Source organism: Olleya sp. 1-3, from assembly GCF_002836085.1.
GTDB lineage: Bacteria > Bacteroidota > Bacteroidia > Flavobacteriales > Flavobacteriaceae > Olleya > Olleya namhaensis.
This window is the reverse complement of sequence record NZ_PJBW01000058.1, coordinates 547,067-562,728: the sequence shown is the minus strand read 5'-3', so window position 1 is coordinate 562,728 and position 15,662 is coordinate 547,067. Positions and strand designations below refer to the sequence as shown.

At 32.4% G+C, this 15,662-nt stretch carries 20 protein-coding genes and 1 riboswitch; of the genes, 14 read left to right on the top strand and 6 right to left on the bottom strand.

The genetic code is table 11. The features are described 5' to 3' along the window. Window positions 1–123 precede the first annotated feature (123 nt). The 8 genes from CXF54_RS15605 to CXF54_RS15570 all read left to right on the top strand — a co-directional run bounded on the left by CXF54_RS15605 (window position 124) and on the right by CXF54_RS15570 (window position 7,346). Window positions 124–750, top strand: coding sequence for a 4'-phosphopantetheinyl transferase family protein (locus CXF54_RS15605; protein WP_090838294.1), 627 nt, complete (start codon window positions 124–126; stop codon window positions 748–750). Beyond that, on the top strand, window positions 747–1,472 hold the full coding sequence (locus CXF54_RS15600) for a geranylgeranylglyceryl/heptaprenylglyceryl phosphate synthase (protein WP_101204227.1): 726 nt from the start codon (window positions 747–749) through the stop codon (window positions 1,470–1,472). The genes CXF54_RS15605 and CXF54_RS15600 overlap by 4 nt, the downstream gene beginning before the upstream one ends. Before the next feature lie 2 nt (window positions 1,473–1,474). Then, window positions 1,475–1,735 carry a thiamine-binding protein gene (locus CXF54_RS15595; RefSeq protein WP_101204202.1) on the top strand — a complete coding sequence of 87 codons (261 nt, stop codon included), beginning with the start codon at window positions 1,475–1,477 and terminating at the stop codon, window positions 1,733–1,735. Next, window positions 1,719–2,351 carry a nicotinamide riboside transporter PnuC gene (pnuC, locus tag CXF54_RS15590; RefSeq protein WP_101204201.1) on the top strand — a complete coding sequence of 211 codons (633 nt, stop codon included), beginning with the start codon at window positions 1,719–1,721 and terminating at the stop codon, window positions 2,349–2,351. Before CXF54_RS15595 ends, pnuC begins: the two co-directional genes overlap by 17 nt. Further along, window positions 2,312–2,890 carry an AAA family ATPase gene (locus CXF54_RS15585; RefSeq protein WP_101204200.1) on the top strand — a complete coding sequence of 193 codons (579 nt, stop codon included), beginning with the start codon at window positions 2,312–2,314 and terminating at the stop codon, window positions 2,888–2,890. Before pnuC ends, CXF54_RS15585 begins: the two co-directional genes overlap by 40 nt. Beyond that, on the top strand, window positions 2,880–4,433 hold the full coding sequence (locus tag CXF54_RS15580) for a DUF4301 family protein (RefSeq protein ID WP_101204199.1): 1,554 nt from the start codon (window positions 2,880–2,882) through the stop codon (window positions 4,431–4,433). Before CXF54_RS15585 ends, CXF54_RS15580 begins: the two co-directional genes overlap by 11 nt. Before the next feature lies 1 nt (window position 4,434). After that, a complete protein-coding gene (gene arfB, locus CXF54_RS15575) occupies window positions 4,435–4,842 on the top strand; it encodes an alternative ribosome rescue aminoacyl-tRNA hydrolase ArfB (RefSeq protein WP_101204198.1) in 408 nt (135 codons plus the stop codon). Window positions 4,843–4,963: 121 nt separating this feature from the next. Further along, a riboswitch (TPP riboswitch) is annotated at window positions 4,964–5,054 on the top strand. A gap of 102 nt (window positions 5,055–5,156) precedes the next feature. Next, a complete protein-coding gene (locus tag CXF54_RS15570) occupies window positions 5,157–7,346 on the top strand; it encodes a TonB-dependent receptor (protein WP_101204197.1) in 2,190 nt (729 codons plus the stop codon). Between the two features lie 53 nt (window positions 7,347–7,399). On the opposite strand, the gene CXF54_RS15565 is transcribed toward CXF54_RS15570, so the two are convergent. Continuing rightward, window positions 7,400–7,843 carry a hypothetical protein gene (locus CXF54_RS15565; protein ID WP_101204196.1) on the bottom strand — a complete coding sequence of 148 codons (444 nt, stop codon included), beginning with the start codon at window positions 7,841–7,843 and terminating at the stop codon, window positions 7,400–7,402. 153 nt (window positions 7,844–7,996) lie between these two features. On the opposite strand from CXF54_RS15565, the gene greA reads away from it, so the two are divergent. Both greA and CXF54_RS15555 read left to right on the top strand, forming a co-directional pair. Beyond that, entirely contained in the window at window positions 7,997–8,470 is a 474-nt protein-coding gene (gene greA, locus CXF54_RS15560) for a transcription elongation factor GreA (protein WP_090838280.1), read from the top strand. 111 nt (window positions 8,471–8,581) lie between these two features. Next, a complete protein-coding gene (locus CXF54_RS15555; RefSeq protein ID WP_101204195.1) occupies window positions 8,582–8,971 on the top strand; it encodes an HIT family protein in 390 nt (129 codons plus the stop codon). Here CXF54_RS15555 and CXF54_RS15550 read toward each other — a convergent pair. Then, window positions 8,966–9,313, bottom strand: a complete 348-nt coding sequence (locus tag CXF54_RS15550; RefSeq protein WP_101204194.1) for a hypothetical protein — start codon at window positions 9,311–9,313, stop codon at window positions 8,966–8,968. The two genes, CXF54_RS15555 and CXF54_RS15550, sit on opposite strands and share 6 nt — an antisense overlap. Next, window positions 9,314–10,495 (bottom strand): sensor histidine kinase, encoded by a 1,182-nt coding sequence (locus CXF54_RS15545; protein ID WP_090838274.1) that lies wholly within the window; start codon window positions 10,493–10,495, stop codon window positions 9,314–9,316. Between the two features lie 122 nt (window positions 10,496–10,617). On the opposite strand from CXF54_RS15545, the gene CXF54_RS15540 reads away from it, so the two are divergent. The 3 genes from CXF54_RS15540 (at window position 10,618) to aat (ending at window position 12,631) form a co-directional block, all read left to right on the top strand. Then, window positions 10,618–11,472: a flavin reductase family protein gene (locus tag CXF54_RS15540; RefSeq protein WP_101204193.1), complete on the top strand. Its 855-nt coding sequence runs from the start codon at window positions 10,618–10,620 to the stop codon at window positions 11,470–11,472. Window positions 11,473–11,517: 45 nt separating this feature from the next. Next, on the top strand, window positions 11,518–11,895 hold the full coding sequence (locus CXF54_RS15535) for a DUF3127 domain-containing protein (RefSeq protein WP_090838270.1): 378 nt from the start codon (window positions 11,518–11,520) through the stop codon (window positions 11,893–11,895). A gap of 109 nt (window positions 11,896–12,004) precedes the next feature. Continuing rightward, window positions 12,005–12,631, top strand: coding sequence for a leucyl/phenylalanyl-tRNA--protein transferase (gene aat / locus CXF54_RS15530; RefSeq protein WP_101204192.1), 627 nt, complete (start codon window positions 12,005–12,007; stop codon window positions 12,629–12,631). On the opposite strand, the gene CXF54_RS15525 is transcribed toward aat, so the two are convergent. Beyond that, entirely contained in the window at window positions 12,628–13,191 is a 564-nt protein-coding gene (locus tag CXF54_RS15525; protein WP_090838266.1) for a DNA-3-methyladenine glycosylase I, read from the bottom strand. The two genes, aat and CXF54_RS15525, sit on opposite strands and share 4 nt — an antisense overlap. A gap of 265 nt (window positions 13,192–13,456) precedes the next feature. Between CXF54_RS15525 and CXF54_RS15520 the strand changes: the two genes are divergently transcribed. Beyond that, a complete protein-coding gene (locus CXF54_RS15520; RefSeq protein ID WP_101204191.1) occupies window positions 13,457–14,074 on the top strand; it encodes a thioredoxin family protein in 618 nt (205 codons plus the stop codon). Between the two features lie 88 nt (window positions 14,075–14,162). Here CXF54_RS15520 and CXF54_RS15515 read toward each other — a convergent pair whose 3' ends face one another. Together CXF54_RS15515 and truB are read right to left on the bottom strand one after the other, a co-directional pair. Further along, window positions 14,163–14,888 (bottom strand): hypothetical protein, encoded by a 726-nt coding sequence (locus CXF54_RS15515; protein ID WP_101204190.1) that lies wholly within the window; start codon window positions 14,886–14,888, stop codon window positions 14,163–14,165. A gap of 76 nt (window positions 14,889–14,964) precedes the next feature. Beyond that, window positions 14,965–15,660, bottom strand: a complete 696-nt coding sequence (truB, locus tag CXF54_RS15510) for a tRNA pseudouridine(55) synthase TruB (RefSeq protein ID WP_101204189.1) — start codon at window positions 15,658–15,660, stop codon at window positions 14,965–14,967. Window positions 15,661–15,662 lie beyond the last annotated feature (2 nt).

The window sequence follows — 15,662 nt, the reverse complement described above, 5'->3', positions numbered from 1 at the left end:
CTCTTTTTTTTATAAATGAAACACCTTTGGGTAATACTGCTTAAAATTGTTAAATTCGCTTAACAAAAAAGCGTAACTCGCCTTAGGCGATGCAAAGATAACTAATAGATTTTAGAATATTAAATGCCTCTATATAAAACCATTACTCCTAACTCACAAACTACTGTTAAAATCTGGAAGATTGAGGAGTCTTATGACCAATTAATCAGTGGTTTAGACTTGAAACCTGAAAGTATGACGCGTGTTTTAAGTATGAAAAGTCAACTGCATCAGCGTGGCTTTTTAAGTGTCCGTCACCTATTAAAAGCATTTGGTTATACAGATCAAGATCTGTTTTATGATACTAATGGAAAACCGCATTTAAAAGACGGAAAACAAATCTCAATAACACATAGTTTTACGTTTTCTGGCGTGATTATAAGTGATAGTAAGGTAGGGATTGATATTGAGCGCCAACGTGATAAAATTAAAGTTATCGCTAAAAAGTTTATTACTTATGAGTTTGATTATCTAAATAAAGAAGCTTCAGATTATATTAATAAGCTAACTGTTATTTGGGGTATTAAAGAATCGCTTTATAAATTGTTTGCCACACCAGGTATGTTATTTAGAGATCATTTTCTTGTAATACCATTTACTATGGCAGATTCTGAGACTATATGTTGGATAGATTATAAAGGATTAAAAAAACGCTATACTGCCAATTACTTGGAATTTGAGGGATTCACTTGTGCATTTGTAATAGAATAATGAGTGTTTACAACGACATACTTTCCGCAGCAGCGAAACAAGAAAAATTATTAGCAATTTTAATAGATCCGGATAAATTTGAAATTAATCTAATTTCTGAATTTGCTCACAAAATTAATCAATCCATCATCACTCATGTTTTTGTAGGTGGAAGCACAGTAGAAGTGGAGGTGACGCAAAAATTAGTGTCAGCTTTAAAACCATTAACTAAATTACCCATCGTGCTATTTCCTGGAGATGTCACGCAAATTTCTAAAGATGCTGATGCTATTTTGTTTTTGTCATTAATATCGGGACGAAACCCTAAGTACTTAATCGAAAAACAAATTGAAGCTGTATCCATTTTAAAAAACACCAATCTAGAGGTGATTCCTACGGGTTATATTTTAATTGAAAATGGAAAAGAAACCGCGGTACAAAAAGTAACTCAAACCCAACCAATACCAACTGCTTTACACAGTTTAGTTGCAGATACAGCTAAAGCTGGCGAGTTATTAGGTAAAAAGCTTATTTATTTAGAAGCTGGTAGTGGTGCTTTACATCCCGTGCCTTTACAAATGATTAAATTTGTGAAGCAAGATTTAACTATACCTCTAATTGTTGGTGGCGGAATAAGAAGTAAACAGCAACTAAACGATGCTTATAAAGCAGGTGCGGATCTAGTGGTCATAGGGACCGCTTTTGAAGAAAACATAGATTTTTTTAACCATATTAGATTGTAAAAATGAATATCTCAGTAGACTTAACCTTGTCACCATTAAGTGATGATTTTGAACAACATGTTATCGATTTTATAAAAGCATTACGAGCGTCAAAATTTACGGTATTAGAAAATCCTTTAAGTACTCAGATTTTTGGTGAATTTGACCAGTTGATGCCTTTTTTAAATGAAAAAATTAAAGCTTCTTTTGAAAATCAAGACATTTGTGTGCTAACAATAAAAGTGGTAAAAACAGATAGAAGCGAGTATGAACCACATTTTTAATTTTCTTTTTGGACAGTATTTAGAATACGAAACAGCAGATGTTGTTTTAGAGATTATTGCAGTCATTTTTGGCTTTTTGTCTGTTTGGTGTTCTAAACAAAATAAAATTTGGGTATTTCCAACGGGTATGATAAGTACCGTAATTTTTGTCTATTTATTATTTAAATGGCAATTATTGGGGGATATGATGATAAACGCCTATTATTTTTTAATGAGTGTTTATGGATGGTATATTTGGACAAGGAAGGTAGATGATAGTCACGTGACACCAATTTCTAGAACAACACCTAAAGAGAAAAAAACGAGTCTTTTTATATTTATAGGAACCTTGTTTTTTGTTTACTTTGTATACCAATGGTTTGATAAATGGACTAGTTGGGTAGCTTACGTGGATACAATAACAACTGCAATCTTTTTTGTAGGTATGTGGTTAATGGCTAAACGTAAAATTGAAAATTGGATTTTTTGGATAATAGGAGATGTTATCTCAGTGCCTTTATATTTTTATAAAGGATTTACCTTTACTTCCTTTCAGTATTTCGGATTTACAATCATTGCCTTTTATGGCTATATAGCATGGAAAAAGTACTTACACAGCAACCCGCAAACTGTATAAAAATTGTGCTGTTTGGTCCAGAATCAACGGGTAAAACAACATTATCGCAACAATTAGCACGCCATTACCACTCGGTTTGGGTGCCAGAGTATGCAAGAGATTATTTGCAAAACAAATGGAATAACGAGCGTAAAACCTGTGAGCCTAAAGATTTATTGCCAATCGCAATCGGGCAAATGGCATTAGAGAATAATTTGGCTCAAAAAACAGACTCTGTTTTAATCTGTGATACAGATTTATTGGAAACTAAAGTGTATTCTGAAGCGTATTACTCTGGGATCTGTGATCCTACACTTGAGAAATATGCTTTAAAAAATATATATGATTTATACTTTTTAACGTATATTGATACCCCTTGGGAGGCAGATGACTTACGTGATAAGCCCGAAGAGCGAGAAGCTATGTTTAAAGCGTTTGAGTCGGCATTAATAAAACATAAAAAACCTTATGTGTTATTAAAAGGAGATAAAAAAACGAGATTAGAGTTAGCTATAAAACATATAGATTTATTATTAGAAAAATTTGGAGATGCAGTTTAATAAAAAAGATTTAGATTTTATCAATCAAAAAGGGCTAACACAAAAAAAAGTAGAGCAACAATTAAATCTACTTAAAGCGGGGTTGCCTTTTATTAATTTAGAAAGAGCAGCAACTATAGATGATGGCATACTCCAGTTTTCTTACGACAAGGCATCTCAATTAATTAGTCATTACGATTCAAGAAAAGACGATTTAAAGGTTGTAAAATTTGTGCCTGCTTCTGGTGCAGCAACTAGAATGTTTAAGTTTTTGTTTGAGTTTTTAAAAGACTATAAGCCCAAAAAGCAAAGTATAAATGCATACATCAATAAAAATAAGGCGTCAGAATTATCCTTGTTTTTTATTGGTTTAGAGAAATTGCCGTTTTACAAATTGGTAATTCAATATTTAGAAGACAATAATAAAATAGATAAAAAATCTAGTAATGATCAGAAATTATACGCATTTATAAAAGCAGTAATGGAAGCCGATCAATTGTATTTTAGTGATTTCCCTAAAGGATTACTGCCGTTTCATAACTATAAAAAACACCTTGCGAGTGCTTTTGAAGAACATTTATTTGAAGCAGCGTTGTACGCTTCTGTAAAAGGTAAAGCAGCACTTCATTTTACAATTTCTGAGAAACATAAGGATAAATTTCATGAAGAATTTGAGAGAATACAGGAAATTGTAGAGGAAAAAACAAAGACTAAATTTGATGTGTCATTTTCATATCAAAAAGAGTCTACAGATACTATTGCTGTTACTTTAAAAAATGAAATTGTACGTGAAGAAAACGATGAGTTGTATTTTAGACCTTCAGGACATGGTGCATTACTTGAAAATTTAAACGAATTTGATGCAGATATAATATTTGTGAAAAACATTGATAATGTTGTTGTTCATGAATATGAGCTTGAAGTTGCTAAGTCTAAAAAGATGCTAGCAGGTTTGCTGATTGAAGTAAGAGAACAAGCATTTAAATACGCTAAAGCTTTAGACGAAAAAGAATTGTCTGATAATGATATTGTTGAGATTGCAGAGTTTTTAATTTCAAAAATGAATGTTGTTATTTCTTCTGAGTTTGAGAAATATTCTAAGCAATATCAAATTGAATACTTAAAAAGTAAGCTAGACAGACCGATTCGTATTTGTGGAATGGTTCAAAATGAAGGAGAACCAGGAGGAGGTCCGTTTTGGGTAAAGGATGAGGGTGCTAACTTGTCATTACAAATTGTGGAGTCCGCTCAAATTAATAAAAAAGAAAAATCTCAGAAAAGCATTCTTAAAAAAGCGACACATTTTAACCCTGTTGATTTAGTTTGTAGTATTAAAAATTATAAAGGAGAAGTTTATGATTTACAAAAATTTGTAGATCAGCAAACAGCTTTTATTACTATGAAAACTAAGGTAGGTAAGGATATTAAGGCTCTTGAATTACCGGGGCTTTGGAATGGAAGTATGTCTAATTGGAATACTATTTTTGTGGAAGTGCCATTAGTGACTTTTAACCCAGTAAAAACGGTAAACGATTTATTAAAACCGACACACCAAGTCACTTAATATGTTAGATAAAGTTGCTTTAGAAAAAGAGTTTAAATTAAAAGCTATCCGCAGCTCAGGAAGTGGTGGTCAACACGTAAATAAAGTAGCGACAAAAATAGAACTTAGTTTTTCTGTAAGTCTATCAATTGTATTAACTGAAGAACAAAAAGAGTTAATTTTAGTTAACCTATCTAAGAGGTTAACTAAAGAGCAGGTCTTGATATTGCAGTGTGGAGAAAGTCGTAGCCAGTTAAAAAATAAAGGCATTGCAATAAAACGTGCTTTTTCCATTCTGGAAGGTGCATTACATGTCGATGCCAAGCGTAAACCAACTAAAATTCCGAGAGCGGTTATCCGAAAACGTCTGAAAAATAAGAAATATAATTCTGATCTAAAAAATAGTCGCAGAAAGCCAAGCTTAGATTAAAGACTATTAAAATTGGCTTAATTGTGTAATTGCAATATTAATATTTGCTGGTTTTTGTAGATTTTAAAAAAAAGTTAGATTGCTATTTCATAAATCAAAATTCTAATCTACCTTTGCAGCGTTCTCATAAAAGGGGTGCCTATATCGGCTGAGATCATACCCATTGAACCTAGAACAGGTAATGCTGTTTAGGAATTTGAAACACATTTTATTGTGTTACTAAGTGATACTTAGATAGTCTAAGTGTTGCAAAAACTAATTAATAACAATTAAGAATAATCACCTCTTTTTATTCGATTATCATTTTAATCGTAATGAAAAATTTATTTCTTTTTTTAACACTTTTAGTGTTATCGGCCAGTGCTTACGGGCAAGACCAAAAAACAGTTACCTTAGACTCAACAAAAATTACCAAACTAGACGAAGTCTTAATTCAATCTATTCGGGTAGAGGCAGATTCGCCAATTACACACTCTAATGTTACAAAAGCAGATTTAGAAAAACGTAATTTAGGTCAGGATATACCTATTCTTTTAAATTATTTACCATCTGTTGTAACTACAAGTGATGCCGGAGCAGGAGTTGGATATACTGGAATCCGTGTTCGTGGTGTAAGTGCGCAATCAACAAATATTACTATTAATGGTATTCCGTATAATGATTCAGAAAGTCTAGGAACATTTTGGGTTAATTTAGGAGACTTTTCTTCTTCAGTAGAAAGTTTACAGCTACAACGTGGTGTTGGTACATCTACAAATGGATCAGGTGCTTTTGGAGCGAGTATTAATGTGCTTACAGATGCAGTTGCAAAGGAAGCTAAGGGAGAAGTTTCTAATAGCTTTGGAAGCTATAATACCAGAAAGCATACCGTAAAATATAGTACAGGGTTATTAAATGACCATGTAGAGATTTCAGGTAGATTATCTCAAATTAATTCTGATGGTTATATTGATAGAGCGACGTCAGATTTAAAATCGTACTTCCTTCAGGGTACTTATGTGGATGATAATACACTTATTAAAGCGGTTACTTTTGGTGGTAAAGAAGTTACCTATCAAGCTTGGAATGGTATAGATATAGACAAACTTAAAGAGGATAGAACATTTAATCCTTCAGGAGAATATCAAGATCAAGATGGTATTACACGTTATTATGATAACGAAGTAGACAATTACACACAAGATCATTACCAATTGCATTGGAATCAAAAATTTAATAATAATTGGTCTACTAATTTAGGTTTAAATTACACTTACGGACGTGGGTATTTTGAACAATATAAAGAAGACGAAGATTTTGATACTTACGGTTTTGATCCAATCACTTTAGGGAACGAAACCATCAACGAGACTGATGTAATTAGAAGACGTTGGTTAGATAATAATTTTTATGTTTTAAATGCTAGTGTTAATTACAAAGATGACAACTTAAATTTAAGTTCGGGTGTGTTTTACAGTTCTTACCATGGTGAGCATTTTGGAGAAGTAATCTGGTCTCAATACGCAAGTAATAGCCAGATTAGAGACCGTTATTATGAGGGTGATGGTGATAAATATGATTTTAGTGCGTTTGCAAAAGCGACGTACCAATTAAATAATAAGTTAAGCCTGTTTGGAGATTTGCAATTTAGAAGTGTAAATTATGATACTAGCGGTATTAGTTCTGACTTAGTATTATTTGAAATAGATAAAACCTATAATTTCTTCAACCCTAAAGCAGGATTATCTTATAATTTAAACCCTAGTAATAACTTTTATTTCTCTTATGCACGAGCAAATAGAGAAGCTAGTAGAAGTGATTTTGAAAGTAATCCAGATATTAAACCAGAGCAATTAAATGACTTTGAACTAGGATGGAGATACAAAAGTAAAAACTTAATTTTTAATGCGAATGCTTATTACATGTTGTATAATGAGCAATTGGTGCTAACAGGAGCAATTGATGATGTAGGATCGTTTATCAGAGATAATTCTGGAAAAAGCTCACGTTTAGGAATCGAGTTGGAAGCAGTAGTAAAATTAAGTAATCAATTTTCTATTCAGCCTAACGTAACGTTTAGCTCAAATAAAAATGACGAAACGATTATAAATAGAGATGGTGGACTTGTAAATTTAGGGAAGACTAATATTTCTTTTTCACCGGATGTAGTGGCTTCAAATGCATTTGTATTTCAACCAATGGATAATCTGCAGTTTTCACTTTTAAGTAAGTTTGTGGGAGAACAATTTATGGGTAACACAGATTCTGATACCTCAAAATTAGACAGCTACTTTGTTAACGATTTTAATGTAACCTACGAGATTAAAACAAATAAAATTTTTAAATCTATCCTGTTCTCAGGACTAGTAAATAATATTTTTGGAGAAAAGTATGTGTCTAATGGATATTACTATACCTATGACGATACATGGTCTAATCCAAATACAACAACAACTATAGAAGGTGCTGGATATTATCCACAAGCAACGACTAACTTCTTAGTTGGTGCAACGTTAAAATTTTAATCACTAATTTTTAAGTAAACCAGTAAAAAGCATCTCAAATTTGAGGTGCTTTTTTAATTGTTATAAACTCTAATAACACTTCCGTTAACTTCAACAAAATAAGGTTTTAATGCAAATTGCCCAGAGGTTCCATCAAATGGTGCTCCGTCTACAATGTTATAAGAATTTCCATCTTCGCAGTTACAGGTAGCAGTAATACCAGATACCGTTAATTTAGAGCAAGTGGAAGGGACGTGGTTAGGATCGGTAATTTCAAAAGCAGTGTACATATTGTTACCAATATTATAAATTACAATACCTTTATAGCCAAAACCGTTAAGTACTAAGTGGTTGCTAGGAAACTGTAAGGAGTTGTATTGTGGTAGTGTTGTATTTATTGAATTTAGAGTGTCAAATGCAATATTGGGGATAAAGTTATTAGTATCATTATCGTCATTTTTTTGACAAGACGTGACTAATATAAAGCAGAATATTATTGTAGCTATAGACCTTAACATATAAATTTAATAATTTTTTAAGATTGCAATTTACAACAATTACAATGTTGAGTTAAATATTTTGTATATTTGTAATGCAAAATCTCGTGTCGACGAGATTTTTGTGTTTAGCGCTAAATTGTTTTAGCGCCTTTTTATTTAAACGAAAAAAATATGAGTAAAGTATCTTATTATACAGCAGAAGGATTAAAAAAGTTGCGTGAAGAGTTAAAGCAACTTAAGGATGTAGAGCGTGTTAAAGCATCAAGAGCTATTGCGGAAGCAAGAGATAAAGGTGATTTAAGTGAAAATGCCGAATATGATGCAGCTAAAGAAGCGCAAGGTATGCTAGAAATGCGTATTGCTAAATTAGAAGATCAAATGGCAGGAGCACGTGTTATTGACGAGTCTCAAATGGATACGTCAAAAATATTGGTCTTATCAAAAGTAAAAATCAAAAACCAAACTAATGGAATGGAGATGAATTATACTTTGGTGGCCGATGGTGAAGCAGACTTAGCAGCAGGAAAAATATCTGTAAACAGTCCTATTGGGAAAGGTTTACTTGGTAAAACTGTTGGGGACGTTGCAGAAATACAAGTGCCAAACGGTATTATTAAATTTGATATTGTCGAAATAAGTAGATAAATAAATGGTGTTTTATTTCGCTTAAGCTGAAAACCATTTCAAATAAAAAAGATTCCTGTTTTTGTACAAAGCAGGAATCTTTTTTTATCTTTAAATCATATACAAATAATTATGGCATCCATTTTTACAAAAATAGTTAACGGAGAAATCCCTTGTTATAAAGTAGCAGAAACTGAAGATTTTTTAGCCTTTTTGGATGTTAATCCAAATGCTAAAGGACATACGTTATGTATTCCTAAAAAGGAAGTGAATAAAATTTTTGATTTAGACGAAGCAGCATATATTGGTTTAATGCAATTTTCAAGAAAGGTCGCTATAGCTTTAGAAAAAACAGTGCTTTGTAAGCGTGTTGGTGTAAGTGTTATTGGTTTAGAAGTGCCTCATGTACATGTGCATTTAATACCATTAAACACAATGGAGGATGCTAGATTTATTAATAAAGTAACATTAGAAAAGGAGACTTTTGAAGCTTTGGCTAAAGCAATAAGTGCCAACCTATAGTTTATAGACCACAAGTCCTATTACTGCTGTAATTACAGCTATACCTGCAATAACTAAGATCCAAAACAAACTTTTATATTTTTTAGATGCTTTTTTAGGCTGAAAAGCTTTCATTTGGTATTCAAAAACGCGTTCGATATCGTCCGTCCATCTTGCTGGATAAATAGGCGTATTGCAAACGGTGCAATTCATTTCAGTACTGACCTCTTGGGTAATGCTTTTGTAAAAAGAAGTTTCAATAAAACGTTGCTTAAATGTTAATTGCAACCCTTTAGTGCTAAAGCACTCAGGACAATTGTTATTTAAATTAACTGTTTTTATTGTTATTAATCTTTCTGCCATCTATATCGTTTTTAAGCTAATTTGCATCGTTGTTCCTTTTCCTTTTTCAGAATTTAGAACTTTAATGCGACCATCATGGAAATCTTCTACGATTCGTTTTGCCAATGATAAGCCAAGTCCCCAACCGCGTCTTTTAGTTGTGTAACCAGGGTCAAAGATAGTGTTAAATTCGTTTTTACTTATCCCTTTTCCGGTATCTGTTACAGTAATTTTTACTTGTTGTTCAAGTTGTGATATAGTAACCTGTAAATCACCTTTTCCCTTCATGGCATCAATAGCATTTTTAACTAAATTTTCAATAGTCCAGCTATATAATTGCTTATTTAAATTGACGTAAATAGGGTGTTCTGGGATTTTGAGGCTAAAATTGACTAGTTTTGAGGACCTTGTTTTTAGATAATCATAGGCTTCTTGAGTTTCGGCTATAATATCCGATTTTTCTAACGTTGGAAGTGATCCTATTTTGCTAAAACGCTCAGTAATAGTTTGCAAGCGATGGATGTCTTTTTCAATTTCTTTAATATATTCAGGATTGGTGTCTTCACTTTTTAAAATTTCTGTCCAACCCATTAAAGAAGATAAAGGAGTTCCAATTTGATGTGCAGTTTCTTTAGCCATTCCTGACCATAATTTATTTTGTGTTGCAATTTTTGAACTACGATAAAAAAAGTAAACTACAGCTCCAAATAAAACGATGATTAATAATAATGCTAATGGGTAGTATTTTAATTTATTTAATAGTGGCGAGTTACCGTAATACAAGGTCCCAATAGATTCTTCGCTATTAGAGTCGTTATTAAAGTAAGATAATGGTATTGGGTTATTTTCTTCTTGATATTGTTGTTGTCTTTTTTTTAAAAAAGAAGTCACGTTTCTAATACCTGTAGTATCTAAGTTTTTTAAACTTTGAAAGTCGCCTTCTGGAGACACTAGTATCATTGGGGTTGTTGAGGTGGAATCCGTAATTATAAAAGAAGTTACGTTATTGACTTCACTATTAATATCATTAAAACTGTTTAGAAAATCACTTTGTGCGTATGACCATGTTTCCATTTTACGGCGTTCTTCTGCTTTAAATTTTTGAAAAAACACATAGGTATTCCATAAAATTAAAGAGATAATGGCAAACGAAGCAATGATAATAATCCAACGGATTAGTTGGCGATGTTTTGTAAAAAACATGATGGTTAATTTTTGTTGTTAATATAATGCAATTCTGTTAATAATATTGTGATGGTTGGTCAGTAATTACCTTTTAGTTGGTAAACAGATTATGTATTTTTGCTAAAATCAAACAGACAACTATGTTATCTTTTACTCCACAAGAATTTTCAACAGCTAAATTACATGGGTATTTACTAAGTGCTGTAGCACCTAGACCAATTGCATTTGCTAGTACTATTGATGCAGATGGTAATCCTAATTTATCGCCTTTTAGTTTTTTTAATGTCTTTAGTGCAAACCCTCCAATTTTAATCTTTTCGCCAGCAAGACGTGTAAGAGATAATACAACTAAGCACACTTTGGAAAATGCCGAGTTAACTAAAGAAGTTGTTATTAATGTTGTAAATTATGATATTGTACAGCAGATGTCTTTAAGTAGCACAGAGTATGCTGAAGGTGTTAATGAGTTTGATAAAGCTGGTTTAACGATGTTAAAGTCGGATTTGGTAAAACCGTTTAGAGTGGCTGAAAGCCCAGTGCAAATGGAGTGTAAAGTTAACGAGATTGTTAAATTAGGTACAGAAGGTGGTGCTGGAAATTTAATTATTTGCGAAGTTGTCAAAATGCACGTTTCAGAAGATGTTTTAGATGAAAATGGTGCAATTGACCAAGTCAAGCTTGATTTAGTATCTAGAGCTGGTGGTAGTTTTTATAGTAGAGCAAAATCTGGGTTTTTCGAAATTCCAAAACCGCTATCAACATTAGGTATTGGTGTTGATGCCTTACCAAAAGAGATTAGAGAAAGTGCGGTTTTAACAGGGAATGATTTGGGTCTTTTAGGGAATGTTGAAAACTTACCTGAGGAAAAAAGCATTCAGGCTTTTAAAAACCAACATAATTTAAGTTCTTTGTCCACAGAACAGAAACATGAAAAAGCAAAGTCTTTTTTAAGCTTTAGTGATGTAGATAGTGCTTGGAAAGTGTTATTATCGTAAGTTTGCGATACCAAAATAGACGAATATTTAATAATTATATAGAAAATGGAAGTACAAGGAAAAGTTAAGCTAGTAGGAGAAACTCAAAGTTTTGGTAGCAACGGATTTAGAAAAAGAGAGTTAGTAGTAACTACAGAAGAACAATATCCTCAACATATTTTAGTAGAGTTTGTTCAAGATAAATGTGATTTATTAAACAATTACCAAGTTGGACAAGATGTAAAAGTAAACATCAACTTACGTGGTAGAGAGTGGGTTAATCCTCAAGGAGAAACTAAATATTTTAACTCGATCCAAGGATGGAGAATTGAAGGTGTACAAGCTGGAGCAGCACCTCAGGGTATGCCAGAAGTGCCACCTGCACAAGCTTTTGAGCCTGCAAAAGATGTTAAGTCTGAAGATCATGACGATTTACCTTTCTAGTAAAAACAATGCTGTTTTGGCAGCGTAATTATATAAAACCTCAATACAATAGTGTTGAGGTTTTTTTATTTTAGACCTTTTCCTTATTTTTCGATAAACAAAACCTGTAATGGATTTTTTAAATAGTAATCTTTCTTTTCCTGATGTGTCCCATGCTACCGAAGATGGTTTGCTAGCTGTTGGAGGTGATTTAAGTGCCCAACGTTTATTGCTAGCCTATCAAAAAGGAATTTTTCCTTGGTTTGAAGACGATAATACTATTATGTGGTGGTCTCCAGATCCTAGATTTGTTTTATTTCCGGAAGCATTGAAAGTCTCTAAAAGCATGAGGCAAGTATTACGTAATTCAGATTTTGAAGTTACAGTTAATACAAGTTTTGATTCGGTAATTAAGGCATGCGCAGCAGCTAAAAGAATAGGTCAAGAGGACACATGGATTACCAAAGGGATGATTGATGCATACACCAAATTACACCATTTAGGATATGCTAAATCTATAGAGGTTTGGTTAAATAAAGAATTGGTAGGCGGTTTATATGGTGTGGATCTTGGTAATGGTGTGTTTTGCGGAGAAAGTATGTTTGCTACAGTTAGCAATGCTAGTAAAGTGGGCTTTATAAGTTTTGTACAGAATACCAATTACAAGCTTATTGATTGCCAAGTATATACTAATCACCTAGAAAGTTTAGGTGCGGAGGATATATCTAGAGCTCAGTTTTTGGAGTATTTAGTTTAAACTTCGTTATATCTAAAGCAACCCACTTCGTGATCGTTTACCATACCAACAGCTTGCATAAAAGCATAAATTACTGTGGATCCCACAAACTTAAAACCACGCTTTTTTAAATCCTTACTTAAGGCATCACTTAAAGCTGTATTTGCTGGCGCATTTTTATAATAATCTATAGTGTTTTTAATGGGCTTATTATCTACAAAAGCCCATAAGTACTTGCTGAAACTTCCAAATTCTTTTTGGATGTCCATAAATAATTGAGCATTTGTTATTGTTGCATTTACTTTTAACTTGTTTCTTATAATGCCTGCATTTTGTAATAACTGAGCTTTTTTGTCTTCATTATAATTTGCTATTTTTTTGTAATCAAACTGGTCAAATGCATCAAAAAAATTATTTCGTTTGCGTAAAATAGTAATCCAACTAAGTCCTGCTTGAAAAGTTTCTAGAATTAAAAATTCAAATAGTGTGGCGTCATCATGGACAGGATTACCCCATTCGTTATCGTGGTAAGCCTCATAAAGTTCATCTCCAACACACCAACCGCATTTATGTTTTGTCATTTTTATTGATTTTAAAATTAAGTATTATCGCTATAATTAAACCGATAATAAGTGCCACTTTTAAACTACCATAAAAGTTACACTCCGTTGTTAATTACCCTTCAAACTATTGTGGTAATATTTAAAACAAGCCAACCAGTAAAATAGGTCATTTAAATAGTTACTTTTAGTTGCTTATTTATTTTCAATGTAAGGTTTTTAATTAATTACTACTAATGTAACAACAGTAACTTAAAAATCATAATAGTTACTGTATTTTTGTACTATGGAAACACTTAAAGACACAATTATCAAACAAATTATACAAGACGGTTTAGATAATAGCATGAGCTATACTGAGTATAGAGAATTAGTTTCGACTTTAGTCGAAAAAAACGCTAATACAGGTCATGAAGTGACGGAGGCATTAGCTAACTATACCATGCTTAATAATAAGCGTATGAAGCGTTGGGATAAAACAATTAAGGTTGGAGAGGCTGTTTCAGATGCTATAAAACACAAGAGTATTAATCAAACTTGGATTATTATTACAGAAAGTTGGTGTGGAGACGCTGCACATGTAATGCCTGTAATTAATAAAATGGCAGCGCTTAATGACGGTATTGATTTTAGAGTGGTTTTAAGAGATCAAAACGAAACTTTAATGGACCAGTTTTTAACTAATGGTTCTAGGTCTATTGCTAAGCTAATAATGTTAGATACGGACTCTAAAGAGGTTCTTGGGACTTACGGTCCTAGACCAAGTACGGCAACTGCTTTAGTAAATGACTATAAAGTGCAGCATGGTGGCTTAACACCAGAGTTTAAAGAAGAATTACAGCATTGGTACAATAAGGATAAAGGTCAAACTGTTATTGCAGATTTATTGCCTTTAATGGGGTAATTATACACTGTATTATTTATATAAAAAAAGCCTCTCTTAATTTAAGAGAGGCTTTTTTATTAATACGTTTACTTACTAGCTATTTATACTATTTTCCTTTAAATTGAAAAGTTATAGATCCAATCTGTTTTGCTTTATTGGAGGTGTTAAATTTGGCTTCTTTTGCATATTGCAATGCATGTTCTTGCAAACATAAGTTGCTTGAAGTCGAAGCGTTATTGACGTAAGTATCGATAACATTACCGCTTTTATTAACTATGATATTAATTACTATTTTACCTTCTGCATTACATAAATAGACAGGGATAGGTAATGAAACATCAGTACGCCCTTTTAAAGAAAAATACACACTACTATTTGTGTTTGCGACATTACCTTGTTTGGCACTTTTATTTTGAGATTGCTTATTTAGCACCTCATTTACGCTATTAAAACTAGTTAAGGTTTGTTCTGATATAACAGCGTTACCATTACTTTTTTCTGAAGATGCATCACTTTTAGGACTGTTTTTGTATGTCTCTAGTTTAGGGTTTGTATAATCTTCAGGTGGTGCAATAGGTTTATAGGCTTGCGAATAATGTTTGTAGTTTTCTGACGTGTTATAGGCCTTATTAGTTGCTTTGGGATTGTTTTTTAATATAATGTCTTCAGCTTTATCAGGAATACTAACGTCTTCAATAACCTGTAGTTGATATAGTGTTTCAGCTACAGCTGTACTTCTCTTATAAGCACCTATATTTAATACAGAAAGTATCAGGGTACCTGTAATTAATAAAGTTATAGCTAATGCTTTTTGAGAATTATTTAAAGTCATTAATGGCAAACTATTAAAATAACGGTTATGCTATTTAGTGATGTATATACGTTTATAAAACCCGAAAAGACTAGTGTTAGTCCTTTTTTTGGAGATTTTTAATAAAATCCTCAATGGATAATCCTTCTTTTACATCAAAGGCACCAATTTTTGTGCGTCGTAAAGCCGATAAGTGTCCTCCAGAATTTAACGCTTTTCCAAAATCGTTAACTAAGGATCGTATATAGGTTCCTTTGCTACAAACAACTCTAAAATCTATATTTAAGCCATCAATGTTTGTAATTTCAAATGTTTCAATTGTAATTTTTCTGGACGGTATCTCTACGGTTTCGCCAGCTCGTGCATATTCGTATAAACGTTTCCCTTCTTTTTTTAATGCAGAAAAGATAGGTGGGAATTGGTCAATTTCTCCCGTAAACTGTTTCGTTGTTTGGTGGATTAATTCCTCAGTAATATGTTCTGTTTCAAACGTATTATCAACCTCGGTCTCTAAATCGTAAGACGGTGTTGTGCTTCCTAAAACAATAGTTCCGGTATATTCTTTAATTTGACCTTGAAAAGTATCTATTTGTTTTGTCATTTTACCCGTGCAAATGACTAGTAATCCTGTTGCTAACGGATCTAAAGTTCCGGCATGTCCAACTTTTATTTTTTTAATATTAAAAGCTTGTCGGATTTCCCAACGTAATTTGTTTACGGCTTGAAAAGAAGTCCAATTTAAAGGTTTGTCTATTAATAATACTTGTCCAGCTTGGTAGTCGTCTCCAGTCATAA

What these genes read in the sequence shown, in the direction of transcription:
- CXF54_RS15520 (WP_101204191.1), top strand. Translation starts at nt 13,457, where the DNA reads ATGGAAACACTTAAAGACACAATTATCAAACAAATTATACAAGACGGT.
- CXF54_RS15515 (WP_101204190.1), bottom strand. Translation starts at nt 14,888, where the DNA reads ATGACTTTAAATAATTCTCAAAAAGCATTAGCTATAACTTTATTAATT.
- CXF54_RS15540 (WP_101204193.1), top strand. Translation starts at nt 10,618, where the DNA reads ATGTTATCTTTTACTCCACAAGAATTTTCAACAGCTAAATTACATGGG.
- CXF54_RS15570 (WP_101204197.1), top strand. Translation starts at nt 5,157, where the DNA reads ATGAAAAATTTATTTCTTTTTTTAACACTTTTAGTGTTATCGGCCAGT.
- greA (WP_090838280.1), top strand. Translation starts at nt 7,997, where the DNA reads ATGAGTAAAGTATCTTATTATACAGCAGAAGGATTAAAAAAGTTGCGT.
- CXF54_RS15535 (WP_090838270.1), top strand. Translation starts at nt 11,518, where the DNA reads ATGGAAGTACAAGGAAAAGTTAAGCTAGTAGGAGAAACTCAAAGTTTT.
- CXF54_RS15585 (WP_101204200.1), top strand. Translation starts at nt 2,312, where the DNA reads ATGGAAAAAGTACTTACACAGCAACCCGCAAACTGTATAAAAATTGTG.
- CXF54_RS15525 (WP_090838266.1), bottom strand. Translation starts at nt 13,191, where the DNA reads ATGACAAAACATAAATGCGGTTGGTGTGTTGGAGATGAACTTTATGAG.
- CXF54_RS15555 (WP_101204195.1), top strand. Translation starts at nt 8,582, where the DNA reads ATGGCATCCATTTTTACAAAAATAGTTAACGGAGAAATCCCTTGTTAT.
- CXF54_RS15550 (WP_101204194.1), bottom strand. Translation starts at nt 9,313, where the DNA reads ATGGCAGAAAGATTAATAACAATAAAAACAGTTAATTTAAATAACAAT.
- CXF54_RS15580 (WP_101204199.1), top strand. Translation starts at nt 2,880, where the DNA reads ATGCAGTTTAATAAAAAAGATTTAGATTTTATCAATCAAAAAGGGCTA.
- CXF54_RS15605 (WP_090838294.1), top strand. Translation starts at nt 124, where the DNA reads ATGCCTCTATATAAAACCATTACTCCTAACTCACAAACTACTGTTAAA.
- CXF54_RS15595 (WP_101204202.1), top strand. Translation starts at nt 1,475, where the DNA reads ATGAATATCTCAGTAGACTTAACCTTGTCACCATTAAGTGATGATTTT.
- truB (WP_101204189.1), bottom strand. Translation starts at nt 15,660, where the DNA reads ATGACTGGAGACGACTACCAAGCTGGACAAGTATTATTAATAGACAAA.
- CXF54_RS15565 (WP_101204196.1), bottom strand. Translation starts at nt 7,843, where the DNA reads ATGTTAAGGTCTATAGCTACAATAATATTCTGCTTTATATTAGTCACG.
- CXF54_RS15545 (WP_090838274.1), bottom strand. Translation starts at nt 10,495, where the DNA reads ATGTTTTTTACAAAACATCGCCAACTAATCCGTTGGATTATTATCATT.
- arfB (WP_101204198.1), top strand. Translation starts at nt 4,435, where the DNA reads ATGTTAGATAAAGTTGCTTTAGAAAAAGAGTTTAAATTAAAAGCTATC.
- aat (WP_101204192.1), top strand. Translation starts at nt 12,005, where the DNA reads ATGGATTTTTTAAATAGTAATCTTTCTTTTCCTGATGTGTCCCATGCT.
- pnuC (WP_101204201.1), top strand. Translation starts at nt 1,719, where the DNA reads ATGAACCACATTTTTAATTTTCTTTTTGGACAGTATTTAGAATACGAA.